Origin of the sequence: Kribbella sp. NPDC051952, from assembly GCF_040680855.1 — a bacterium.
GTDB lineage: Bacteria > Actinomycetota > Actinomycetes > Propionibacteriales > Kribbellaceae > Kribbella.
In genome coordinates this window covers 354,917-378,501 of record NZ_JBFAXQ010000002.1, presented here as the reverse complement: position 1 = coordinate 378,501, position 23,585 = coordinate 354,917, and the positions used below count along the sequence as shown (strand labels likewise).

The 23,585-nt window shown below is 69.1% G+C and carries 15 protein-coding genes; 12 read left to right on the top strand and 3 right to left on the bottom strand.

Features of this window, described 5'->3' with window-relative positions; translation table 11 throughout:
* The first annotated feature begins 65 nt into the window (after nucleotides 1-65).
* Genes AB0L70_RS06415 through AB0L70_RS06405 form a run of 3 tightly spaced genes read left to right on the top strand, consistent with a single transcriptional unit; the run spans nucleotide 66 to nucleotide 7,990 of the window.
* On the top strand, nucleotides 66-7,184 hold the full coding sequence (locus AB0L70_RS06415) for a hypothetical protein (RefSeq protein WP_363680665.1): 7,119 nt from the start codon (nucleotides 66-68) through the stop codon (nucleotides 7,182-7,184).
* The gene (locus tag AB0L70_RS06410; RefSeq protein ID WP_363680663.1) at nucleotides 7,184-7,657 is read left to right on the top strand and encodes a hypothetical protein; all 474 of its coding nucleotides are present in this window, start codon (nucleotides 7,184-7,186) and stop codon (nucleotides 7,655-7,657) included. The genes AB0L70_RS06415 and AB0L70_RS06410 overlap by 1 nt, the downstream gene beginning before the upstream one ends.
* 24 nt (nucleotides 7,658-7,681) lie before the next feature.
* The gene (locus AB0L70_RS06405) at nucleotides 7,682-7,990 is read left to right on the top strand and encodes a hypothetical protein (RefSeq protein ID WP_363680661.1); all 309 of its coding nucleotides are present in this window, start codon (nucleotides 7,682-7,684) and stop codon (nucleotides 7,988-7,990) included.
* Here AB0L70_RS06405 and AB0L70_RS06400 read toward each other — a convergent pair whose 3' ends face one another.
* Complete coding sequence (locus tag AB0L70_RS06400) at nucleotides 7,991-8,887, bottom strand: hypothetical protein (protein ID WP_363680659.1); 897 nt, start codon at nucleotides 8,885-8,887, stop codon at nucleotides 7,991-7,993.
* 94 nt (nucleotides 8,888-8,981) lie between these two features.
* Between AB0L70_RS06400 and eccCa the strand changes: the two genes are divergently transcribed.
* The 6 genes from eccCa to AB0L70_RS06370 all read left to right on the top strand — a co-directional run bounded on the left by eccCa (nucleotide 8,982) and on the right by AB0L70_RS06370 (nucleotide 17,791).
* Nucleotides 8,982-13,013 carry a type VII secretion protein EccCa gene (gene eccCa, locus AB0L70_RS06395; protein WP_363680657.1) on the top strand — a complete coding sequence of 1,344 codons (4,032 nt, stop codon included), beginning with the start codon at nucleotides 8,982-8,984 and terminating at the stop codon, nucleotides 13,011-13,013.
* Nucleotides 13,010-13,396, top strand: coding sequence for a hypothetical protein (locus AB0L70_RS06390; protein WP_363680655.1), 387 nt, complete (start codon nucleotides 13,010-13,012; stop codon nucleotides 13,394-13,396). The genes eccCa and AB0L70_RS06390 overlap by 4 nt, the downstream gene beginning before the upstream one ends.
* Nucleotides 13,396-14,469: a DUF6177 family protein gene (locus AB0L70_RS06385; protein WP_363680653.1), complete on the top strand. Its 1,074-nt coding sequence runs from the start codon at nucleotides 13,396-13,398 to the stop codon at nucleotides 14,467-14,469. The genes AB0L70_RS06390 and AB0L70_RS06385 overlap by 1 nt, the downstream gene beginning before the upstream one ends.
* Nucleotides 14,466-15,788 carry an EsaB/YukD family protein gene (locus tag AB0L70_RS06380; protein ID WP_363680651.1) on the top strand — a complete coding sequence of 441 codons (1,323 nt, stop codon included), beginning with the start codon at nucleotides 14,466-14,468 and terminating at the stop codon, nucleotides 15,786-15,788. Before AB0L70_RS06385 ends, AB0L70_RS06380 begins: the two co-directional genes overlap by 4 nt.
* Before the next feature lie 9 nt (nucleotides 15,789-15,797).
* Nucleotides 15,798-17,066, top strand: a complete 1,269-nt coding sequence (locus AB0L70_RS06375; protein ID WP_363680649.1) for a hypothetical protein — start codon at nucleotides 15,798-15,800, stop codon at nucleotides 17,064-17,066.
* Between the two features lie 161 nt (nucleotides 17,067-17,227).
* On the top strand, nucleotides 17,228-17,791 hold the full coding sequence (locus tag AB0L70_RS06370; RefSeq protein WP_363680647.1) for a Rieske (2Fe-2S) protein: 564 nt from the start codon (nucleotides 17,228-17,230) through the stop codon (nucleotides 17,789-17,791).
* A 48-nt stretch (nucleotides 17,792-17,839) separates the two neighbouring features.
* Here AB0L70_RS06370 and AB0L70_RS06365 read toward each other — a convergent pair whose 3' ends face one another.
* Both AB0L70_RS06365 and AB0L70_RS06360 read right to left on the bottom strand, forming a co-directional pair.
* A complete protein-coding gene (locus AB0L70_RS06365; protein WP_363680645.1) occupies nucleotides 17,840-19,060 on the bottom strand; it encodes a S8 family peptidase in 1,221 nt (406 codons plus the stop codon).
* A 149-nt stretch (nucleotides 19,061-19,209) separates the two neighbouring features.
* Nucleotides 19,210-19,665, bottom strand: a complete 456-nt coding sequence (locus AB0L70_RS06360; RefSeq protein ID WP_363680643.1) for a DUF6194 family protein — start codon at nucleotides 19,663-19,665, stop codon at nucleotides 19,210-19,212.
* An 82-nt stretch (nucleotides 19,666-19,747) separates the two neighbouring features.
* On the opposite strand from AB0L70_RS06360, the gene uvrC reads away from it, so the two are divergent.
* From uvrC to yvcK, 3 genes are read left to right on the top strand one after another with little or no spacing between them, the layout of a single operon-like run.
* Complete coding sequence (gene uvrC, locus AB0L70_RS06355; RefSeq protein ID WP_363680642.1) at nucleotides 19,748-21,778, top strand: excinuclease ABC subunit UvrC; 2,031 nt, start codon at nucleotides 19,748-19,750, stop codon at nucleotides 21,776-21,778.
* Nucleotides 21,778-22,644, top strand: coding sequence for an RNase adapter RapZ (rapZ, locus tag AB0L70_RS06350; RefSeq protein ID WP_363680640.1), 867 nt, complete (start codon nucleotides 21,778-21,780; stop codon nucleotides 22,642-22,644). The genes uvrC and rapZ overlap by 1 nt, the downstream gene beginning before the upstream one ends.
* Nucleotides 22,641-23,582, top strand: coding sequence for a uridine diphosphate-N-acetylglucosamine-binding protein YvcK (gene yvcK, locus AB0L70_RS06345; RefSeq protein ID WP_363680638.1), 942 nt, complete (start codon nucleotides 22,641-22,643; stop codon nucleotides 23,580-23,582). Before rapZ ends, yvcK begins: the two co-directional genes overlap by 4 nt.
* Nucleotides 23,583-23,585: the final 3 nt, after the last annotated feature.

Below are 23,585 nucleotides of genomic sequence, written 5' to 3'. Positions count from 1 at the left end.
GTCCATCGCCTCCCCTCGCCCGCGGTCCAGAGCCCACGTCGCCGTCTTGATCAAGGACTAGTCGCATGATCCAACCCGAAGGCATCCCCGTTGAAGCGGTCTTTCAAATGGCGGGCCTGATCGAGCAGAGCCTCGGACCGCTGGACGGGCTCGGCCCGAAGTTCACGCAGGTAGGCGCCGACGTCAACGGTGCGTTCAAGCAGTTGAACAATTGCTACCAGGCGCCGGAGCGGGATCAGTTGGTGCATTCGACCCAGCGGGTCGAGGACAATCTCGGCCAGTTCGGACCGAAGCTTCCGCAGGTGGCGCACGTACTGTCCGGACTCGCCGGGGGGCTTCGGGACTTCGCGGTGCAACTGCGGGACCTCCGCGCCCGGGCTTATACCTTGCAGGCGAAGAAGAACGGCAACCCCGACTGGCAGAACGACCAGTGGGTGATCGACGAGAACAACACGCTGGTCGGCCACGTCTCGATGATCATGACCGGCAACGCCGGCGGCGGTGACTACAAGGGCTTCAAACGGGCCGGCGACGCGGGGAGCCTTCCCGAGTTGGCGTTGAACGCGGCCAACGCGATCGCGGGGCTGTACGGGGGCCGCCGGTGGCAGGCGAACGGTCTGCACGAAGGTGAGACACCGCCACCGCCGCCCCCCATGACAGACGAACAGCGTGACCAGATGGTCATCGACATGCTGAACGGCAAGAAGCCGCCGCCTCCGCCCTGGGGAAGCCCTGAGGAGCGGGACTACCCGTGGTACCAGGATGTGGGCAACTTCCTCGGGGGCGCACTCGAGGGGATTGCTGTCGCGATCACCGAGACCGTAGGAGGGCTTCTGACCCTAGTTCCGGTCCTCCCGTTGATCGCGGAGATCCCGGGCGTCCGGGACTGGGCGGACCACACCCTCGGGTGGAAGATGCCGACCTTCAAGGACTCGGCCGACGGATGGAAGGGCGTAGCGAAGCTCGGGGCCACGATCGTCGCGGCGCCGGTGCTGCTCGGCTGGTGGGGTTACGACATGGTCTCCGGGAAGGACACCCGGCCGGACTGGGTGAAGGACCTCGGGGAAACCGGAGTGGCGACGCTGAAGGGTTTCGCCGCCTGGGACGAGTGGAGCGAGAATCCCGGCAAGGCGTTCGGGACGGTGCTCACCAACGTGGTGACCACGGTCGCGAGCGGCGGTGTGATCGGCGAGGCCAAGGGCGCGGCCATGGCGGCGAAGTTCGGCAAAGCCGCCCCGCTGGTGGAGAAGGGAATCAGCGCGGTCAACGCCCTGCGCACCACCCGGGTCGCCATGCACGACGGGGCGCTCGGACTCGTGATGAAGATCCCGAAGGTGAGCTCCGTGGTCGAGGGGCTCTCGAAGATCCCGATCGTCGGTCACACGTTCAAGATGGAGGGTGTGCCGAAGGTCGACGTACCGGCGGTGCACGGGACCGGGGACGGGCCGGTGCAGCCGGGGATCGAGGTGCCGACCGGGCACACCTCGGTACCGACGACTCACACACCGACCGTCGATCCGGTGGTGACACCCACCGGGCCGGGCGATCTGACGACGCCGCACGCGCCGGTTGCGCACACCGATCCAGGTTCGCCGGCGGACCCGATCACGACGACGCCCGGGTCGACGCATCCGAACTCTCCGGAACCCTTGGTACCGCCGGTCACGCAGATTCCGAGCCCGCACACGCCACCACCGGTCACGCCGGTCGGTCGCACCGAACCGGGCACGACGACGCCGAGTGGTCGGACGGATCCGGGTACTACGGTGCCGAGTGGTCGGACGGATCCGGGTACGACGGTGCCGAGTGGTCGGACGGATCCGGGTACTACGGTGCCGAGTGGTCGGACCGATCCCGGTACTACGGTGCCGAACGGTCGGACCGATCCCGGTACGACGGTCCCGAGTGGGCGGACCGATCCGGGGACGGCCGGCCGGACGGACCCGGGGGCGCAGACGCCGAGTGGCCGGACCGAATCGGGTGGGTCGACCGCGAGGGAGTCCCACACCGAGCCGGCGGGGCGTCGACCTGAGCACGGGACCGAATCGGGGCACGAGGAAGGCAGGCCGACCTCCGACGGTCGGACCCGCCCCGAGACGACGACCGAAACTGCCACCCAGCATCCCGGGCGTACGACTGAGCGGCGCACCGAGTCCAGCACGACGGAGCGCGAGCGCACGGAGCCCGGCAGGTCGACGACGGATCGCCCGACCGAGCCCGAGAAGACAGGTCAGGAACCGGGCCGGTCGCAGCAGCCGGAGGACGGGCCGGTTCAGCCGTCGACACCGCACGTCGACGAACCGCCCGTGCCGCCAGTCATGCCGATGCAGCCGATGACTCCGGTGCACGGCGGTACGCACGTCCCGCACACAGGAGACGGACCGCGGCGCCCAGCGGGGGAGACCCCGCCAGGGGACCGTCCGACCGGTGACCGCCCGGCGGGAGAACGAGCGCCACGCCGACCGATCGCCGATCGGCTCGACGGCAAGGAGCCGTCGATCCCGGAGCGGCTCAACGGCGAGCCGCCGGTACTTCCGCGAAGGCAATCCATTCCGGATCGGCTGGCGGGCAAGGAGCCGTCCATTCGCGAGCGCCTCGACGGTGCCGAACCACACACGCGTGACGGCTCGTCCGAGCCGCGCCCACACGAAGGTCACGAGCCCCGCGAAGGCGACCCGCGTGCACGTGAACCCCACGAGGCAGATCCGCGTGCACCTCAACCCCACGAGGGTGACCCGCGTGAGCCCCGCGAGGGTGACCCGCGAACGCGTGAACCCCGTGATGGTGAGCCCCGTGAGGGTGACCCGCGTGTGCGTGAATCCCACGGTGAACCCCGCGGTGAGCGCACCCCGGAACGTCCGGCTGCTCGCGAGCGTGGTGAGGAGCCGGGTGCGAATCAGCGCGGCGATGGCGACCGGCCGGATGCGCCGGTGCCCGCGCGGGAGCGGACGCCCGAAGGCACGACCCCGTCGTGGCACGACCCGAACTACGACCCGAGCCGGCCGGCGCCGCACGACCCGCACACCGTCGACCGGACCGATTCTCCCGAGCACGAGTTCGGCCCGACGGGATCGGCGCCCGGACACCACTCCGGCTCGGAGAGTCCCGCACGTACGCCTGACCCGAAGAAGCCGAGCGACCCCGCTGCCGGAAAGCAGCACGACGCCGCTGCCGGAAAGCAGCACGACGCCGGGAACGATCCGCAGTACGACCACCCGCTCAGGCGTCAGCAGGAGATCGACCCACTGAAGCCGGAACACCTGCAGCCGGCCCCGAACAAGCCCCGGCACCTGGTCGACTCCGGGCACACCGACGTACCCGAGACGGACCCGGCGAAGTTCGAGCTGCAGGATGCTGTCGGCGGACATCCGCTGAAGAGCCTGTTCCGCTGGATCCACAAGCTGAACCCCGACAACGTCTTCGGGCGCGTGTACATGACGAACTGTCCGGACGTCACCCGCGCCCTCTGCGAGATCTTCAACGGCGAGTCGCCGCGGTTGGCCCGCGGCAACAAGTTCGCGACCGGGGAGTTCGCTGACACGACTCTCGAGTGGATGGGGCTGCGAGACTTCCCGGAGGCGAGCAAGTTCACCCGGCCGCCGGGTCGCGACGGCGACTTCGAGATCGACCAGCAGGCGTACCAGAAGGTCCGTGACGCCCTGCAGGGCAGGCCGGTGGGCACCCACGCGAACATCGGCGTTTCGTACGTCGGGGGCGGCGGTCACCGGTTCGCCGCAGTGGTCGACCTGGACGGCAAGCTCAAGTGGATCGACGGGCAGCCGTCGGCACGCGCGCGTGAGTTGCCGGAGGGCAGTCCGGAGCAGCTGGAGGCGATCCAGCGCGACATGGTCAAGGACGGCGACCGGGTTCCGCTGGCGTCCAACATCCAGAACCTCGACTTCGCCGTACGCGAGCCCGGTGGGGTCTGGGAAGGCCCGGCGCGTCTACCTACCGACCTGCCGGCGTCGCAGACCCGCTTCCTGAACGAGTCCGGCGCGGCACACGGTTCCCAGGTGCCGTTCGGCCCGCACGGCTCACATCCCGAGGTCCCGTTCGGTCCGCACGGTTCGCAGTCTGTCCCGGACGCTGTCGGCCGGGAGCCGTTCGGGCCGTCCGGCCCGTCGCATCGCGCTGCCGGGGACGGAATCCGGCGCCCCGAATGGATGCAGGAAGACCCCACCCGCCCACTCGGTTCACCGACTCCTCACCCTCAACCCCCACACACCCACCAGCCGCCACACCCGCAGCGTCCGCAGAACCCGTACGCCCAGCGTCCGCAGCAACCACATCCGCAGCGTCCGCAGGACCCGTACGCCCAGCAGCCGCCGCACCCGCAGCGTCCGCAGGATCCGTACGCCCAGCGTCCGCCGCAGCAACCGCATCCGCAGCGTCCGCAGGATCCGTATGCCCAGCGTCCGCGGCAGCCTCAGGAGGCGTTTGGGCCTCGGGGGCGGGAAGGGCATGGGCAGCCGCGGCATGAGTGGCCTGATCCGGATGCGACTCAGCGGATCCCACGGGACGCGATGCCCACCGGTGAGCGGCCTTCTGCGCCGGATCCGACTCCGTCGCGGTCTCGCAGTGAGCTCGCATCGGGACATGCCGAAGCGCTGCGCAAGTTCAGCCACGAGATCGGCGACCCGGACTACCGAGTCGCCGGCCATGAACACGACTTCCGCGACCTGCCGAAGATCAGCGGGCACGAGCGGACGACGTTCAGAAGGTGGCGGGAGGAGCGGCCGGACGCCCGCAACGTCTCGGATCCGGAGATGCGAGCGATCGACCGGGTGTCCGACGGCTATCGCCATACAGACGTCAACGAGGCGCTGGCCCGACGCGACGCGAGCGAGCTGGCGGACATGGAGCTCGAGATCCGGCACGCGGCCTCGGGTCTGAACAAGCTGCCTGACTTCCATGGAGCGGTCAAGCGCGGCGAGTACGTCGATCCCGGCGACCTGGACAACTTCCTCAAGCGCTACGAACCCGGCCGGACGATCCCGGATCGCGGCTTCACGACCTGGAACAAGACCCACGAGCAGGCCGGCAACGTCCAGTTCCACATGACGTCGAAGCACGGCAAGGACATCTCCTTCACCAACCACCACGACAAGATCGTCCATCCGCCGGGGAACCACGTCCGGGTCGAGCGGAAGTGGTTCGACGCCGAGACGGACACCTGGCACATCGAGCTCACCGACGAAGGCCGGGTGCCCGGGCTCCGGCACGTGACTGTGCCGGACCGCGCTCCGCAGGCGGTCTCGAACTTCCTGCGTCGCTTCGACGAAGCAGGTGGTGAGGTGCGCATCCTCGATCCCTCGGTCGACGGTGACCTGATCCGGGATCTGAAGGAGCAGGCCCGGGCGATCGCACAGCAGGAGAGAAGCCGGAACCCGAAGGTCACCCGCGGGCGGAAGTACCTCGAGCAGGTCTTCGACGGTGATGCTCCGAGTGGGGCCGAACGCCGGATCGCGGTCAGCATGCGCGACGGCAGACTGCTGGCCGCCGCGGACTTCTCGTTCGACAAGAACAACCTGTACATGAGGCTGCTCGGGACGGCGCACGATGTGAGCGGCGGTCGCGGTGCACCAGGGGCGGGAATCGCTGCTGCCCATGCGGCGCTGCGGACCGCGCGTGAGCGGGGACTTCCGATCGACGGTTTCGCGAACGACGACGCGAAGGCGCTGTACCGGATCGTCGGTGCGCGGATGGAGAAGCACGGCGGTGGAGCGCATCTGCCGGCCGCCGATGTCCGGTGGCTGGTCGACGAAGCCGACCACATGAGGTACGCCGAGCCGCCGCACCTCAACGAGCCGAAGGCGCCAGAACCCGCCCGGCCCGAGCAACCACCCGCCTCCGCACCCGACAACCACCAACAGCCGGCACCCCGCCCACACCAACCCAACTACAACCAGCCGCACTACAACGAGCCGCGGCAACCCAACTACAACCAGCCGCAGCAGCCGCGCTACGAGCAGCCGGGGTCGTTCGGTCCGCCGGGTCATCGGCCGCCGGAGGGGCAACCCAACTACAACCAGCCGCAGCAGCCGGGTTACGAGCAGCCGGGGTCGTTTGGTCCGTCGGGTGATCGGGCGCCGCAGGGGCAGCCGGGTTACGGGCAGCCGCAGCATCCGGGGGATGGGCGCCAGCCGTACCAGCCGGAGTCGTTTGGGCCGACGGGTCAGCAGCCGCATGCTCAGCCGGGTCGTGGACACGAGCAGCCGGAGTCGTTCGGGCCGACGGGGCATGTGGATCCGGAGCACCGGCAGCCGCAGGCGCCGCCGTACGGTCAGTCGCCGCAGGGTCCAGGGCCGCATGCCGGGCAGCAGCCGTATCAGGGGCAGCAGCCTCGCCCTGGTCAGATGCCGGTGCAAGGTCGTCCTCCGCATGCGGGTCAGCAGCGTTACGAGGGGCAACCTCCGCACCCAGGTCAGCAGCCACGGCAACAGGCACCGCACCAGCAGCCGTACCAAGGACAGCCACCACACCAGCAGCCGTACCAAGGACAGCCACCGCACCAGCAGCCGTACCAAGGGCAGCCGCATCAGGGGCAGCCGTACCAAGGTCAGCCGCCCCATGGGCAGCAGCCGTACCAAGGGCAGACGTACCAAGGGCAGCCGCATCAGGGGCAGCCGCATCAGGGGCAGCCGCATCAGGGACAGCCGCAGGGGCAGGGGTGGCGGGCGGGGGATCCTGCGTACGGCGTGAGCCGGAGGAGTGGGTTTGATCCGGCGTTCCATCACCGGCCGCTCGGGGATGCGTTCGCGGCGGGTGTGCATGACCCGGACAACGTGTTCATCCACGGGGAGCCCGCGGTCGCCGCTCGACTGGCGGACGAGGGCTGGCGGGTCGACGCACGGCCGGAGGATCACACCAAGGAGCACCTCAAGAACCCCGAGGCGATGGTGCGTAAGGATCCGTCCGACGAGGGCGCGATGACCGAGTTCAAGACGCCGTCGACGAGCGCCAAGAACCTGGGCAACGCGATCAAGCGGAACATCAACGACGCCAGCACCCAGGTCGAGGAAGCCGGTGAGATCGTCATCGACGGCCGGGGCGTGGGGCTCACCGAGGACGTCGCCGCGACGTCCTACCGGCGCGCACTCGGCCAGCCTGGCGCCAGGGTTGCCGCCAAGGTCCACGTGATCCTGGGCGACGGCCGGATGGTCACGTTTGTTAAGGAGAACTGATGGCGGCGCGAGAGAACTTCTTCCTGCAGTCGGGTTCGACTGCGCAAGCGGAGGCGACGCTGCTGCGGGACCTGCTCGGGTTGGAGCCGATCCCGGACCAGTCCGGCGCCGGCCCGGACGAGTACGGTCTGCGTGGTCCGGCCCGGACCGTCGACGGCGTACTCGGATATGTCGTCCGCCCGAACCACCACGTCGAGCCCGACGCCGATCCGGAGGACGTCCAGGCGATCGACGACTATCCGGTCGAGATCGACATCTGGCTCGGCGAGGATGCCGCGGCGCAACTGCAGGAGGCGCGGCTGGTCTTCGACCGGTTGGTCCAGCTCCGGCCGGAGGTGGCGATGCTGCTCTGCCACGACATCGACACTTTGGTCGCGGCGTACCGTCCGGGCCGAGGGGTTCAGGAGTTCCCGCCGGGTACGTCGATCGACGTGCCGGACGCCGCCCTCTGGCGTGACTGGGTATCAGCATGATGCAAGCGAAGAAGGAAGGCTGAGATGTCGGGGAACTACGGCATTCAGGTCATCGAGTCCGTCGCCGTACGCCGCCGGCGGCTGCGGGAGACCTGGCTGTTCGGGGCCGAGCGAGCCCGGAACACGCTGCACGAGCAGACCGGAAAGCTCTTCGCGAGCGTGCTGATCGGCGCTGTCGCGTGCGCCGGCTGCGCCGGTGTCTCCTATTTCAAATCGTCGCAGGCGAAGGAGAACCAGAAGAACCAGCCGGCCCAGACCACCGCACCGGTCGCGCCGTCACCGAGCAGTTCCACCACGAGCCAGTCGCCGAGCGCTTCGGCCAGCGGCCGATAGTCAGCGACCGAAGACATGACCGAAGAGATGACGGAGCCAGGTGCGTCGCGGCTGTGGCTTGAGGGCTGCCGGCAGCATGACGGTCGGCGGCGTGGCGAGCGTGACGGGCACCTGGACCATCTGATCGCCTTGCAGCCAGTACAGGTCCGGGCTGCACTGGTCCGACGCGCCACGGTAGGTGTCGGCGACGAAGCGGGCCAGTTCGTCGGCGGTCGGCTGGCCGGCGTCCGCCGGGCAGTAGGCGACCGTGCTCAACCTCGGCACACCGACCAGTACGCCGGATCCGACAGCTGCCAGCGGGAGCAGGTTCTCCCGGTCGACCAGCGCCATCGAGACCAGCGGATCGTTGTCCCGGCTGAGCACCGAGAAGCCGTCGTGCTCGACCGGGCGGAGGTCCGCGATCTCGTCGAAGCTCAGCTGTACCGGCGACGGCACGCCGGGATCCCCGAGTCCCAGCATCGAACGCCGTACGACGGTCAGCCGGCGCAGGTCCGCCCCGGTCCGGATGAACACCACGACCTCGAAGTGATCGCCGAACGGGATCAAAGCGTCGGCGACCGGCCCCGCCGTCCGGGCGGACCAGCCACGCTGGAGCAGCAGCGCTCGCTGCCGTTCGGCGACGTCGCCGAACCGGTGTTCCTCGGTGGCGAGTTCGCCTTCCGCGACGACCGCGCGCAGCCACGCCTCGATCTGATCGGCCCAGAGCTGCTGTGGTAGCTGAAGGCAACGATCGACGATCTCACGGAGGCCGACGACAGCCGACATCTGCAGGGCGCCGTGGCCCCAGCCGACCTCGACCGTGCGTTCCTCGGTGTCGACCTCGCAGCCCGGTAGCCAGAGGGGTGCCAGCTCCGCGATCGCCTGTACCACAACGGATCCTTCGGTCGCGTCGGTCATCCTCTGGCCTCTCCCGCCGGTATGGTCTTTCGGACGTTCGTCAAGTGAGTACGTGTTCCCGCGCTATCGCGCGCAGTCAGCGGAGGAAACCCTAGTGGCAAGCCGGATCGTGCATCGCCCCGCGCGTCGCACGTCAGCCCCCGCGGCCCAGCAACAGCGTGTCATCGAGCCCGCGCCGACGCTTGGTGGCGCGGGCGGCAAGTCCGGTGGCAGCTCGCTGATGCAGGTCATGCCGGCCATCGGCGGTGTCGGCTCGATGGTGATGATGACCATGGGGCGGTCCGGGCCGATTCTGATGGTAGGCATCGCCATGGCGGTCGTCACCGTGCTCGGGATGTTCGGCGGGATGCTCGCCGGCCGGGGGAGCGGTGGCAAGCAGCGCAAGAACCAGCGAACCCGCTACCTGGACTACCTCGAACGGTTGCGGGACGAGTTCTCGGTAGAGGAACGCCGGGCCCGCGCCGAAGCGGTGGAGCTGAATCCACCGCCGGACGCGCTGCTGGACTGCGTCAGCGACGTCTCGAGGCTGTGGGAACGGCGCCGGACCGACGGCGACTTCCTGCAGCTGAGGTGTGGCACCGGCCGGGTACCGGTCGTGCCGGCGGTGGTGGGCCAGTCGGGTTCGGCGATGGAACCGCCGGACCAGTTCATGATGGCCGAGGCCAACGCGTTGGTACGGCGCTTCACACTGATCCCGGAGATGCCGCTGACGGTGCCGCTGGACCATGTCGGAAATGTCAGCATCGTCGGCGACCGCGAGGGCGTGGTCCGGGTCGCGCAGGCGCTGCTCGTCCAGTCCGCGGTCTGGCATGCACCTCATGACGTCGCCATGGCGGCGGCCTTCACGCCGCAGTCGCAGGCGGACTGGCAATGGCTCACCTGGCTTCCGCACGTGCAGGACGACGAGCGCAGGCTCGGCGCGGCGCCGTTCCGGCGGATCGCCGGCGGCCCGGCCCAGTTGTCGGCACTGTTGTCCGCCGATCTCACCGAACGGGTGCAGTGGGCCACCGAGTCGCGGCGCGGCTCCGTCGACTACCAGGACCGGCGCCGGCTCACCCAGCGGTTGCTGGTTCTTCACGACACCTACGGCCAGGTGGCGACCGAAGTCCGGCCGCAGGCCGACGACACGATCCTGCCCGGTGAGCTCGGGGTCACCGTGCTGCACCTGGTGTCCGACCGGGTCCAGGAACCGAGCTCGGTGACGATACGGATCACGGTGTACGGCGACGACGTCCAGGTGGAGGACCTTCGGGGCCAGTACCCGCTGACCGCCGCCGGCCAGGTCGACCAGATCGACGCGGCCCTCACCGAGGGCATCGCTCGTGAACTGGCGCCGCTGCGGCTGTCTGCCGAGTCGCAGGAGCAGGACGTCCAGCTCGAGAACGTCGACTTCCTCGACCTGCTCGACATCACCGATGTCGCCAAACTCGATTTCCGGAAGCTCTGGCAGCCGCGGGCCGAGCGAGCTTTCCTCCGGGTCCCGATCGGTCTCGACGACAACGGCAGTACGACGCTCGTCGACCTGAAGGAGTCCGCCCAGCTGGGCATGGGACCGCACGGCCTGATCATCGGTGCGACCGGCTCCGGCAAGTCCGAAGTACTGCGGACGATGGTGATGGCACTGCTCTCCACCCACACCCCGGACGACCTGGCGCTGGTCCTGGTGGACTTCAAGGGTGGCGCGACCTTCGCACCGTTCGAGGGGGTGCCGCACGTGGCCGGCATCATCACGAACCTGCAGGACGACGCGAGCATGATCGAGCGTGCGTACGCGAGCCTCGCAGGTGAGGTGCAGCGCCGCCAGGAGGTGCTGAAGGAGGCGGGCAACGTCGCCAACATCACCGACTACCGGCTGTACCGCCGGCAACGACCCGAGATGGCGCCGCTGCCGCACCTGTTCGTGATCATCGACGAGTTCGGTGAGCTGCTGAACCAGCGACCCGACTTCATCGACCTGTTCCTCTCGATCGGCCGGATCGGCCGATCGATCGGTGTCCACCTGCTGCTGTCCAGTCAGCGGATCGAGTCCGGCGCGCTCCGCGGTCTCGACACCTACCTGTCGTACCGGCTCGGTCTGCGCACGTTCTCCGAGGAGGAGAGCCGCACCGTGCTCGACACGACGGACGCGTTCCACCTGCCACCGCTGCCGGGGTTCGGCTTCCTCAAGGTAGACACGAGCGTCTACCAGCGGTTCAAGGCGGCTTACGTCTCCGGCCCGTACGTGGCTCCGGCGACGGACGTCGTCGCGGACGACAGCGAGGAGCTGCGCCCGATCGAGGTACCGACGTACCAGCAGGATCCCGCGGAGCTCGTGAGTGCGCCGGCGGAGGCCAAGGCCACCGAGCGGACCACGGGTCCGACCGTGCTCAACATGTTCGTGGACCAGGTACGGTCCGCGGCGAAGCCGGTCCTGAAGATCTGGCTGCCGCCGCTCCCGGCCGCCTGCACGCTGGACGGTCTCGGCGGCCGGACCGACTACGTCGACAATCGCGGCCTGCAGCTGGCGGTCCGGTCGCCGCAGATGATGCCCCCGGTCGGCGTGATCGACGACCCACGGAACCAGCGCCAGGAGGTGTACCGCCTCGACCTGACCCGGGCCGGCGGTCACGTCGCGTTCGTCGGCGGGCCGCAGTCCGGCAAGACCACCGCGCTCCGGACCCTGGTGATGTCGCTGGCACACACGCACACCCCGGCCGAGGTGGCGATCTATGCCCTCGACCTCGCCGGTGGCGGCATGCAGGCGCTCGCTCAGCTGCCCCACGTCGGTGGCGTGGGGCTGCGGACCGATCGGGAGCGGATCCGCCGGACGGTCGAAGAGATCCGGACGATGATCGACCAGCGCGAACGCGTTTTCCGCAATCACGGCATCGACACGATGGAAGCGTTGCGCGAGGACCACGCGGCCGGCCGGATCAAGGAGCTGCCGACCGCGGACGTGGTGTTGGTGATCGACAACTTCGGCGCGATCCGGACCGCCTTCGACGAGCTGGACGAGCCGATCTCGGACATTCTGCAGCGCGGCAGCAGCTACGGCGTACACGTGGTCGCGACGATGATGCGCTGGAACGACGTGCGGATGCAGAACCAGGCGCTGTTCGGCACCATGCTCGAGCTGCGGCTGAACGACCCGTCCGACTCGAACATCGACCGGCGGCTGCAGGAGGTACTGCGGAAGACCGGTCCGGGACGGACGCTGGTTCCGGGGAGCAAGCTGTTCGTCCAGTTGGCCCTGCCGCGGGTCGACGGAGTCGCCTCCGACGCGCGACTGAGCGAGGTCCTCGAGGACCAGGCGCTGGCGGCCCGCTCGACCTGGCAGGGACCGCAGGCGCCGCAGATCCGGATCCTGCCGCTGCAGTTGCCGCGGAACCAGGTCGCCGACGACGTCCGGCAGCAGGCCGTCGTTCCGATCGGTGTGGACGAACGGGCGCTGGCGCCGGTGTACCTGGATCTTGCCGGCCGCGACAGCAACCTGGTCGTCTTCGGCGACAGTGCGTCGGGCAAGACGAACGTCGTCCGGCTGATCGTCCAGCAGCTGATCGAGCAGCACACGCCGGGCGAGTTGGTGTTCGCCGTGATGGACCCGCGGCGTGGGCTGCGCGACTACGTCCCGCAGGAGTACGTCGGTGGCTACGCACCGACCGGCCGGGTCGCCGCCGGACTCGCCGGCGGCGTCTCGGAGGAGCTGGCGAAGCGGATGCCGGACGACTCCGGCCAGATCCCGCAGGCCGGTCAGGGCGGTCCGCGGATCGTCGTACTGGCCGACGACTACGACCTGCTGACCGCGGGCAGCCAGTCCCCGATGGACCCGTTCCTGCCGTACATCGCGTCCGGCCGGGACATCAGGCTGCACTTCGTCGTGACCCGGCGGGCGTCTGGTGCGTCGCGGCAGATGTACGAGCCGTTCCTGGCCGCCGTACTCGAGTCCGGCACGGCCGGCCTGGTGTTGTCCGGCGACCGGAGCGAGGGCCAGTTGTTCACCGGCGCCTACCCCGGCGACTACCCGCCGGGCCGTGGGCTGTTCGTCCGGCGGGGTGACGCGCCCGAGCTCATCCAGACCGCCGTCGCCGATACGCCGCAGCCGGCGAGCCCGGGCAGTCCGCAGAGCAGTGGAGGGATCACGACATGACGTACGACCTGGTTGCGCTTCTCGACCACCGCCCGTCCACCGACGACCTGCTGGCCGGCCTTGCGGCCGCCGGACCGGACCTGGGCGTGCGCGCCGTCAGCAGCGGTGCGGTCATCCAGCTCTGCGACGAGAACGGCGAGCCGCTGGTCTCGATCGAGATCCCGCTGCTGATCCAGGTACCCGGCGAGGTCGAGCGGATGCTCGGACCGTCGGTCGGCGTGGTGGAGACTCCCGCCTGGTGGGTCGAGATCCGCGCTGCCGCCGTGGACGGAGCCCGCGAGGTGGCGGAGAAGTATGCCGCCGGCCTGGTGGCCCGGCTCGGCGGCAGAGTCTGGACCCCGAACGGTGTCGAAACCCCGGTCGCAGGAAAGAGCGAGAACTGATGCCCAACGAACTGATCTTCAGCCCCGGCGCCGACCTGATCACCGATCAGGTCGTCGTGGTGATGCAGGACCGGCCGGTGATCGGGATGTCGTCCTGGCTCTCGGACACGATGGCGTCCGCCGCGGCCTCGTCCCGGGACGTTCAACTGGTCACGCCGGTCGCCTCGCGACTCACCTGGCCGGTGCGTTCCCTGCTGTTCCAGGGAACGTACTCGCGCTGGGTGGTCAGCGCGGCCGACGGCGAGTACTTCGACGGTCTGAACGGCTCCAAGCTGCGCTGGAACGGCGACCAGTTCGTCACGGCGCTGACCGGAGACGCCGGCCAGGAGCAGCCCGAGATCGACACGACCTTCGTGAGCGAGGACGAGGTGGTCGCCCACCTCCAGTTGACGGTGCGGGTGCGGCACCAGGCCACCGAGTCGCTCGAGCTCGGGCAGGTCGTCGAGAAGCTGTTCGCCGGGACCTCCGGTGGCGGTCCGAGCGGTTGGTCGACGTCGGAGCCGGTCACGCAGCCCTGGAGCCGGGCGGCGGTGACGGAGTTCTGCCGGGGCCGCGCACCGCGGCCGAGCTGGTTGGTGGTGTCCGGGCCGGCGGGTGACGGCGTCAAGCCGGTGGTGGGAACGATCGAGATTCGCAGGACCCAGTCCGGTGTCGACGAGACCGTCACACTGTCCGTTGCGCAGCCCGCGAGGGACTTCCCGTCCACGTCCGAGGTGGGCACGCTGATCGACTCGGTCGCCGACGACTTCACGTTGATCTCGGCGATGGCCATCGGAGCCTACGGCGCTGCCGACGGCACGTACACGCCGCGTTTCGTCGGAGTGCCGGCTCCGATCGGCGTCGCCGCGGGTCATGAGGCCTGGCGCGGGCGCGACCTCTCCGACGTGCTCACGATCGAGGGTGTTCCGAAGGCTTTGGCCATCGGCCCGGCCCAGGCGTCGGCACTGTGGTACCCGCTCGGCGACGGGCATCAGCCCGACGACTGGGAGAAATACCGAATGGTGATGGACAAACTCGTTCCGTCCGAAGCATCGAACCCGCAGCACGTCGCGAACAGGGGCACTGAGCAATGAGCGGTTACAGCCGGGTGACGGTCGTCGGTCAACGTCGCCGCCTGGACGCGGTCCTGCCGACCGATCAGCCGCTCGGCACGCTGCTGCCCGACCTGCTGAAGATGCTCGACGAGCCGTTGCAGCAGACGCCGCAGCGGCGGTTCCTCACCACCGCGACCGGCGTACTGGTCCCGCCCGACGGCACCCTTGCGTCCGCGCAGATCATCGACGGCACGGTCCTGCGGCTGGCCTCCGAAGGCGAGCTCCCGCCGCCACCGACCGTGTACGACGTGACGGAAGAAGCTGTCGAGGACCTCAAGCGCCGGGGTACGGCGTTCAAGCCGCAACATCGCCGTGTCCTCGCCGGAGCGGGCCTGGTGTTCTCGATCATTGCCGGCGCGGTGTCGCTGCTGGTCGCCGCGCCGAACGGGGTGACCGCGGCGATCCTGCTCGTGGTGGCCGCGATCTGTTCCTTCGTGGGGATCGCGCTCGGCCGGGCGGGCAACAAGGTGGTCTCGATCCCGCTGGTCACCGTCGCGACGGTGCTGCTGGCACTGGCGATCGGATTCTGGGCGCTGGACGGGGGGTGGGATGTCGGGCTGGTGATCACGGTCGGGGCGTTGTGCCTGGCGTTCGGGCCGTTGTTGTATGCCGCGGCCGGGGTCGCCGGCGGCGGGGTGGTCGCGGGGGCGACGGCGATCCTGTTCGTCGCGGTGTGGATGGTCGGCGTCGGCACAGGGCTGGCGGACGACCGGGTGGGAGCGCTCGCTGCCCTGCTGGCGGTGTTGTTGCTGGGGTTGCTGCCGCGGATGGCGCTGGCGTTGTCGGGATTGTCGGGCCTCGACGACAAGCGTGCCGCGGGGCAGGAGATCTTGCGTGGCGACGTACAGAGTGCGCTGAACGCGGCACACCTGGGGCTGGCGTTGGCGACCGTGCCGATCGCGGTGTCGTCGGCGGTGGCGGGGATCATGCTGCTGCGCGGCGGTGGCGGCTGGGCGGTCGCGCTGGCGCTGGTGCTGGCGTTCCTGCTGGCGTCGCGGTCGCGGTTGTACCCGTTGGTGAGCGAGGTTGCCGTACTGTTCGCGGCCGCGTTCACGATCGTGTCGGGCTGCGTGCTGATCGCGGCGATCAACGGTCAGGGCGGTGCGTTCATCGCGCTCGGCCTGCTCGTGCTGGTGGCGATGTTCTGCGCGTTCGGTCTCGGTTTCGCACCGGCGGAGCATGTCCGCGCGCGGCTGACGCAACTGCTGGACTATCTTGAGGTCGGCGCGATCATCGTGACGGTGCCGCTGGCGCTGGGAGTGTTCGGCGTCTACACCAACCTGCTGCACAAGTTCTGACCGGATGGAATGACTGAATCTGACTGGCAGGGTGACATGTTGCGCCGGATGCAGGCGCAACAACCACCCGCTGGAGAACCCGACCCCGCCGAATCACCTCAACCTGCCCAGCCGCAGGCTGAGCCGGCACCCCAGCAGCCTCCGCCCCAGCAGCCTCCGCCGCCGCAGCAGTACGAGCAGCAGCCGTATCAGCAGCAGCCACCGCCGCAGCAGTACCCACCGAACCAGTACCCGCCGCAGGAGTATCCGCCGCAGGAGTACTACCCGCCGCAGGGCTACCAGCAGCAGCCGCCTCCGTACCAGCCCGGTCCCTACGACCAGCAGTACGCGCCGCCGCCACCCCCTCCGCCGTACGAGCAATATCCGCCTCCGTACGAGCAGTACCCGCCGTACGAGCAGCAGTATCCACCGGCTCCCGACGCCGCCTGGGGACCGCCGCCGACCCCACAGTCGGACCAGATCGGTACGCCGCTCCCACCCGAGCAAGAAGGCGAGTCCGTCTTCCGCCGGTTCCGCAAGATCGCGTCCGAGGCGGCGTACCTGGTCGGTGCGTCCGGCCGGATGCAGCGCGACGTCGACGACATCGCCACCATCCGCCGCCCGATCGCGATCATGCGCCGCATCGGCGTCCTCAGCCCGGTCCTCAACGCCGGTACGTCGACAGTCACCGCACTGCTCTCGACCATGCTCGCCGCCCAGCGCTCCGACGGTGTGGTCGCCGTCGACGTGGATCCGAATGGTGCCGAGCTGTCCCGCCGCCTCGAGCAGACCGTCGGGTCAGGCCCGGTCGAAGGCGTCCGCCTGGTCCGCAGCGACCCCGACCCCGACTCGCTGCGGTCCACGCTCGCCCAGGCCCAGCTCGAGGGCACCCGGAACGTCGGCCTTGCCGTCGTGGACTGCCCGGACACGATGTTCGATCCGATCAGCAGTGCGATGGCGTCCTCCGGGCATTGCGCGGTGATCGTGATCCCGTCGGTCGACCATGTCGCGAACTACTGCCTCCAACAGCTCGACCAGCTCACTCAGGCCGGTCAGGACGTCCTGCTGTCCCGAGGCGTGGTCGTGATCAGCCTGGTCCAGAACGTCGACCCGAGATCGGTCGGCTGGCTGGCGAGTGCGTTCCGCCAGCGCGGTCTCGAGCCGGTGCTGCTGCCGTACGACGCCCACATCGCCCAGTCCTGGCCGCTGTACTCCGAGCAGTTGCAGGCCGAGACGCGGCGCGCGGTCCTGGACCTGGCCGCCCGGGTGGTCGAGACGGTCACCCGCGCTGTCAGCTGACTGCCAGCAAACTCTCAAACAGCGGTTGAATCCGGCGACCGTTGAACCGAACCGGTCATCCGGTCGTTTGACCCGGTACCGGCCCGCTTTGGAGGGGTCGGCTACAAAGATTGCAGAGCGTTCAACTACTTGCCCCCGCAGGCTCCTGGAGGTCCAGATTCATGAGCGATGACACGATGGCACCAACCACTCCGCAGCAGACGCCGCAACCGGCGCCCGACAATCTGCGTGACCGGCGGTCGGTGCTCCGCTGCGCGGCGATCGCCGCCCTCGCGGGTGCCAGCGCCCCGATCCTCGCTGCCTGTGGTGGTAGCGACGACGCGGGCGGGAGCACCGGCTCCAGCTCGGCGCCGTCCGCGACCGGCTCGAGCTCGGCCCCGACCAGTACGGCGCCGTCGTCCAGCGCCCCGTCCTCGAGCGCGCCGGCCGGCGGAGGCACGGTCCTCGGTCCCGTGTCCGACGTACCGGTCGGTGGCGGGAAGGTGTTCGCGGACGCGAAGGTCGTCGTGACCCAGCCGACCGCGGGTCAGTACAAGGGCTTCTCCGCGATCTGCACCCACCAGGGCAACCCGGTCGGGTCGGTCGAGAACGGCCAGATCGTCTGCCCGTTCCACGGCAGCCGCTTCAAGATCGCCGACGGCAGCGTTGCCAACGGCCCGGCGACCGCACCGCTGCCCGCGGTCAGCGTCGCGGTCGAAGGCAGCAACATCGTGCAGTCTGCCTGAACACAACCGAAGGGCCCGGCACACTGGCCGGGCCCTTCAGCTTTCAGCTCAGTTCTGCGCCGGGTCGACCTTGCCGACGAACAGCAGCTTGTTGGGGGAACCGTCGCCGGGCTCGCCCACCTTGCCCGGTGTCGAGGCGCCGACGAGCGCGGTCGCGACATCGGCCGGCGTCGCGTCCGGGTGGTCGGCCAGGTACAGCGCGACCCCACCGGCGACGTGCGGAGTCGCCATCGAGGTACCGCTCATCTTGGCGGTCGCGTCCGGGTCGGTGATGCCGACCGAGGTGATGTCGACGCCCGGTGCGAACAGGTCGACGCACTTGCCCCAGTTGGAGAACGACGCCTTCTGGTCCGCGTCGTCGGTCGCGCCGACGGTGATCGCCGACGGCTCCTTGGCCGGCGAACCCTGGCAGGCATCCGCGCTTTCGTTGCCAGCAGCAACGGCGTAGGTGACACCGGAGCCGACCGACGCCTTCACGGCCGCGTCCAGCGCGTCGTCCGCGCCGCCGCCCAGGCTCATGTTCGCCACCGCGGGCTTCTTCGCGTTCTTGGTCACCCACTCGATGCCGGCCACCACTGACTCGGTCGAACCCGAACCCTTGCAGTCGAGCACGCGGACGCCGAACACCTTGGCGCCCTTGGCCAGACCGTACGTCGAGCCTGCGATCGTGCCGGCCACATGGCTCCCGTGGCCCATGCAGTCCACACCGTTCTGGCCGTCGCCGACCGTGTCGGTGCCGACCGAGGCGCGGTCGCCGAAGTCCTTGTGCGCGGCGTAGATACCGGTGTCGATCACGTAGACGTTCACGTTCTCGGCGGTGCTGGCGGCCTCGTACTTCTTGTCCAGCGGCAGGTCACGCTGGTCGGCCCGGTCCAGGCCCCACGGCGGGTCGTCCTGGGCGACGGTGATCTTCTGGTTCTGCTGGACGTACGCGACCCGGCTGTCACCGGCCAGCTTCTTGGCCTGGTCCTCGTTCATGGACGCGGAGAAGCCCTTGATCGAGGCGTCGTACTGATCGCGCACCTTGACGTCGTAGCTGCTCGCCAGGGTCGCGTTGGTGGCCCGGGTCTGGGCCTGCGAACGGGTGCCGCTGAGTACGACGATGTAGCTGCCGGGGATCGCGTTCGAACTGCCGGCGCCGCGGATCGACACGGTGGCCGGCTCAGACGCATCGCTGCCGGCCGCGGTGGCGACGATGCCGGTGACGGCGAGCGCCGAAGCGGCGACCGCTCCCAGCACGGCACGTGGTCTACGAATCTTCGGGGACATGGGCGGAACTCCCTCGAGTCAGCGCAAGGCCCGGTTGCCTCACGCAATGGTCCTGCCGATCTACCCTGCGTGACAGGCTAGGTTCCGCGCTCATCCCAACCGGGGGTCAGACCTGCCTTATGTGCGAACCCGCAACACGACCGCAACGTTCACAACGTTTGCCGGGCCTGGTGGTTCGCATACTTGCGGGCGGCGAACTCGTACGCCTCGTCGAGCAGCGGCTGGAGCGGCGCCAACTCGGTGGGGGAGATGATGCACACCCAGTGCTGGGCGGCGTAGAACGGATGTGGCATCAGCTTGTCGCGTTCGGAGTAGTCATGGCCGGAATCCAGCACCCAGTCTGCGTCGCGCTCGGTCGGCACCGACCCGAACAACGACGCGTACGTCGGCTTGGTCAGCCCGATGTTGAGCCGCCAGGCATCGGGCTCGTCCAGCCGGGATACCTGCTCGTAGTGGTCGCCGGTGACGATGGTGGCGAACGGCTGCTGCCGCTCCGGCGGCAGGTCGGCGGCCGGGTCGTACAGGTAGAACAGATCCTCTTGGGCTTCGAGTACCCGGAGTCCGTCGTAAGCGCGGATCAGTCGATCCATCTCCTCAACAGTCATGCCTTCAAGTCTGTCATTGAAGTCGCAGTGGAAACTTTGGCGGAATTCCGGATTTGTCGGCGTCCCGAACTAGGGTGGTTGGGTGGCTGATCCGTCCTCCTATCGTCCCGCGCCGGGGTCGATTCCTGACTCTCCTGGTGTCTACCGCTTCAGCGACTCCGCCGGGCGGGTGATCTACGTCGGCAAGGCGAAGAACCTGCGGGCCCGGTTGTCGTCGTACTTCCAGGATCTGGTCAACCTGCACCCGCGCACCCAGGCGATGGTGACGACGGCCTCGAAGGTCGAGTGGACCGTGGTCGCCAGCGAGGTCGAATCGCTGCAGCTGGAGTACTCCTGGATCAAGGAGTACGACCCGCGCTTCAACGTGAAGTACCGCGACGACAAGTCGTACCCGTGGCTTGCCATCACCCTCAACGAGGACTACCCGCGGGTGATGGTCGGCCGGGGCCAGAAGAAGAAGGGCATCAAGTACTTCGGTCCGTACAGTCACGCCTGGGCGATCCGGGAGACCGTCGACCTGCTGCTGCGGGTGTTCCCGATGCGGTCCTGCAGCAAGGGCGTGTTCAACCGGCACCGCCAGATCGGCCGGCCCTGCCTGCTCGGCTACATCGGCAAGTGCGCCGCCCCCTGCACCGGTCAGGTCAGCCAGGAGGAGCACCGCCAGATCGTCGACGACTTCGCCGCGTTCCTCTCCGGCCAGACCGCGACGTACGTGCGCCGGCTGGAGAAGGAGATGCGCGCCGCCGCGGCCGAGCTCGAGTACGAGCGGGCCGCGAAGATCCGCGACGACCTGGCCGCCCTGGAGAAGGCGCTGGCCAAGAACGCAGTCGTCCTCGGCGACGGCACCGACACCGACGTGATCGCGCTGAGCGAGGACCCGCTCGAGGTCGCCGTCCAGATCTTCTACGTCCGCGGCGGCCGGATCCGCGGTGAGCGCGGCTGGATCGCCGACAAGGCCGACGGTACGGCGACCACCGGCGACCTCGTCTCCCGCTTCATCCAGCAGATGTACGCCGATGACTCGGTCGACGCGATCCCGCGGGAGATCCTGGTCCCGACGATGCCGGACGACGCCGACGCGCTGACCGAGTGGCTCGAGCGGATCCGCGGCGCGCGGGTGTCGATCCGGGTCCCGCAGCGCGGTGACAAGAAGGCCCTGATGGAGACGGTCGAGCGCAATGCGCTGCAGACGCTCACCATGCACAAGACCAAGCGGGCCAGCGATCTGACCACCCGCAACCTGGCCCTCGAGGAGATCCAGGCCGCACTCGACCTGCCCGAGGCGCCGCTACGGCTGGAGTGCTACGACGTCTCGAACCTGCAGGGCACGGAGGTGGTCGCCTCGATGGTCGTCTTCGAGGACGGCCTGCCGCGCAAGAGCGAGTACCGCCGGTTCGTGATCAAGGGCGTCGACGGACAGAACGACGTCGCCTCGATCGCCGAGGTGCTGACCCGACGCTTCCGGCGGCTGCTCGACGAGCGGGCCACGCTGAAGGAGGACGAGGACCCGTCGGGTTCGCTGATCGATCCGGAGACCGGCCGCGCGCGCAAGTTCTCGTACGCGCCGGGGCTGGTCGTCGTCGACGGTGGTCCGCCGCAGGTCGCGGCCGCCCGGCAGGCGATGGACGAGCTCGGCCTCGGCGACATCCCGGTCTGCGGTCTGGCCAAGCGGCTCGAGGAGGTCTGGCTGCCGGACGAGGAGGACCCGGTCATCTTCTCCCGGACGTCCGAAGGGCTGTATCTGCTCCAGCGGCTGCGCGACGAGGCCCACCGGTTCGCCATCACCCATCACCGCAGCCGGCGGTCGAAGTCGATGGTGGAGAGCGTGCTCGACGAGGTTCCGGGGCTCGGTGAGGTCCGGCGGAAGACGCTGCTGCGGCACTTCGGGTCGCTGAAGAAGTTGCGTGGGGCCACCATCGACGAGGTGGCCGACCTGCCCGGATTCGGGCGCCGGCTGGCCGAGTCCGTCGTACTGGCGGTTAACGCTGCCGCAACGAAGGCGGAAACCGGGCGCGCGCCATCGGTGAATACCGCCACGGGCGAGATACTGGGCGACGACGTCCCGGCGCCGGCCGGGGCGGCCGACGGGGACCCAGGGAGAACTGAGAGCTGATGGACGACACGGGCGGCAACCTCATCATCGTGTCCGGGATGTCCGGCGCGGGACGAAGCTCCGTTGCCGACGTACTGGAAGACCTGGGCTGGTTCGTCGTCGACAACCTGCCCCCGATGTTCCTGACCACGATCGTCGAGCAGGTCGTCGGCACGGGTGCGTCACCGCGGCTCGCGATCGTCGTCGACGTCCGGACCGGGTTGTTCTTCGACGAGCTGAGCTCGGCGATCCACGACCTGCGGCTGAAGGGGTACAAGCCGCTGACGCTGTTCCTCGAGGCCTCCGACGACGTGATCGTGCGCCGGCAGGAGAGCGTTCGCCGGCCGCACCCGTTGCAGGGCGACGGCCGGCTGCTGACCGGTATCCAGCGCGAACGCGAGCTGCTCGGCGACATCCGGGCCGGCGCCGACCTGGTCATCGACACCTCGAACATGAACATCCACCAGCTCGCCGCGAAGATCGTGAACGCGTTCGGCGACGAGGAGAACGCCGAGCTGCGCGCGACCGTGGTGTCGTTCGGGTTCAAGTACGGCATCCCGGTGGACGCGGACGTGGTCGCCGACATGCGGTTCATCCCGAACCCGTACTGGCAGCCCGATCTGCGTCCGATGACCGGGCAGGACAAGCCTGTGTCAGACTTCGTGCTCAGCCATCCGCTGGCCCAGCAGTTCCTGCAGAACTACGTGGACGTGCTGGACACCCTGCGGACCGGCTACCTGAACGAGGGCAAGCGCTTCGTCACCGTCGCGATCGGGTGTACTGGGGGAAAGCACCGGAGCGTCGCAATGGCCGAGGAGATCGCCCGGAGGCTGCGCGAGAAAGGTTCACCGACGTTGGTCGTACACCGGGATCTGGGGCGGGAGTGACGAGGGCACCCCGGGTCGTAGCCCTGGGTGGAGGACACGGCTTGGCCGCCTCCCTCTCCGCACTTCGTCACGTCACCGACCAGCTGACCGCTGTCGTCACGGTCGCCGACAACGGCGGTTCGTCCGGACGCTTGCGCAAGGAGCTCGGCGTCCTGCCGCCGGGTGACCTGCGGATGGCGTTGGCCGCCCTCTGCCGCGATGACGAGTGGGGCCGGACGTGGGCCGACGTACTGCAGCATCGCTTCCGCAGCAACGGTGAGCTGCATGATCACGCGGTCGGGAACCTGCTGATCGTCGCCCTGTGGGAGCTGCTCGGCGAGGCCGTCGACGGGCTCGACTGGGTCGGGCGGCTGCTTGGCGCGCAAGGACGAGTACTACCGATGTCCGCCGTACCGCTGGACATCACGGCGCGGGTGCTCGGGTTGGATCCTGAGCATCCGGAGGTGATCACCGAGATCCGCGGGCAGTCCGAGGTCGCGTCGACCGAGGGCCAGGTGGTGGACGTCGCGCTCGATCCGGTCGACCCGCCGGCCTGTCCCGAGGCGCTCGTGGCCATCGCGGAGGCCGACTGGGTGGTGGTCGGTCCGGGCTCGTGGTTCACCTCGGTGATTCCCAACCTGCTCGTGCCGGCGCTGTCCCGCGCCCTCGAGCAGACGAGCGCCCGTCGGTTGCTGACGCTCAACCTGGGGGAGCAGAAGGGCGAGACCGACGGCTTCTCACCCGAGACCCACCTCGAGGTGCTCGCCGCCCACGCGCCCGATCTCCGCATCGACGTCGTCCTCGCCGACGTCGACCACGTGCCCGATCCGAAATCACTGCGCCGTACGGCGGAATCGCTCGGAGCGGAGGTGGTCATCGCCGACATCGCCGACGACGACCGCCACCTCCACCACGCCCCCGACAAACTCGCCAAGGTCTACCGCGAGATCTTCGCCTGACAC

Bases quoted from the DNA above. Each gene is read 5' to 3' on its own strand.
- AB0L70_RS06415 (WP_363680665.1), top strand. From the start codon at position 66: ATGATCCAACCCGAAGGCATCCCCGTTGAAGCGGTCTTTCAAATGGCG.
- AB0L70_RS06400 (WP_363680659.1), bottom strand. From the start codon at position 8,887: ATGACCGACGCGACCGAAGGATCCGTTGTGGTACAGGCGATCGCGGAG.
- rapZ (WP_363680640.1), top strand. From the start codon at position 21,778: ATGGACGACACGGGCGGCAACCTCATCATCGTGTCCGGGATGTCCGGC.
- AB0L70_RS06405 (WP_363680661.1), top strand. From the start codon at position 7,682: ATGTCGGGGAACTACGGCATTCAGGTCATCGAGTCCGTCGCCGTACGC.
- AB0L70_RS06370 (WP_363680647.1), top strand. From the start codon at position 17,228: ATGAGCGATGACACGATGGCACCAACCACTCCGCAGCAGACGCCGCAA.
- AB0L70_RS06375 (WP_363680649.1), top strand. From the start codon at position 15,798: ATGACTGAATCTGACTGGCAGGGTGACATGTTGCGCCGGATGCAGGCG.
- AB0L70_RS06385 (WP_363680653.1), top strand. From the start codon at position 13,396: ATGCCCAACGAACTGATCTTCAGCCCCGGCGCCGACCTGATCACCGAT.
- AB0L70_RS06365 (WP_363680645.1), bottom strand. From the start codon at position 19,060: ATGTCCCCGAAGATTCGTAGACCACGTGCCGTGCTGGGAGCGGTCGCC.
- AB0L70_RS06390 (WP_363680655.1), top strand. From the start codon at position 13,010: ATGACGTACGACCTGGTTGCGCTTCTCGACCACCGCCCGTCCACCGAC.
- AB0L70_RS06360 (WP_363680643.1), bottom strand. From the start codon at position 19,665: ATGACTGTTGAGGAGATGGATCGACTGATCCGCGCTTACGACGGACTC.
- AB0L70_RS06380 (WP_363680651.1), top strand. From the start codon at position 14,466: ATGAGCGGTTACAGCCGGGTGACGGTCGTCGGTCAACGTCGCCGCCTG.
- AB0L70_RS06410 (WP_363680663.1), top strand. From the start codon at position 7,184: ATGGCGGCGCGAGAGAACTTCTTCCTGCAGTCGGGTTCGACTGCGCAA.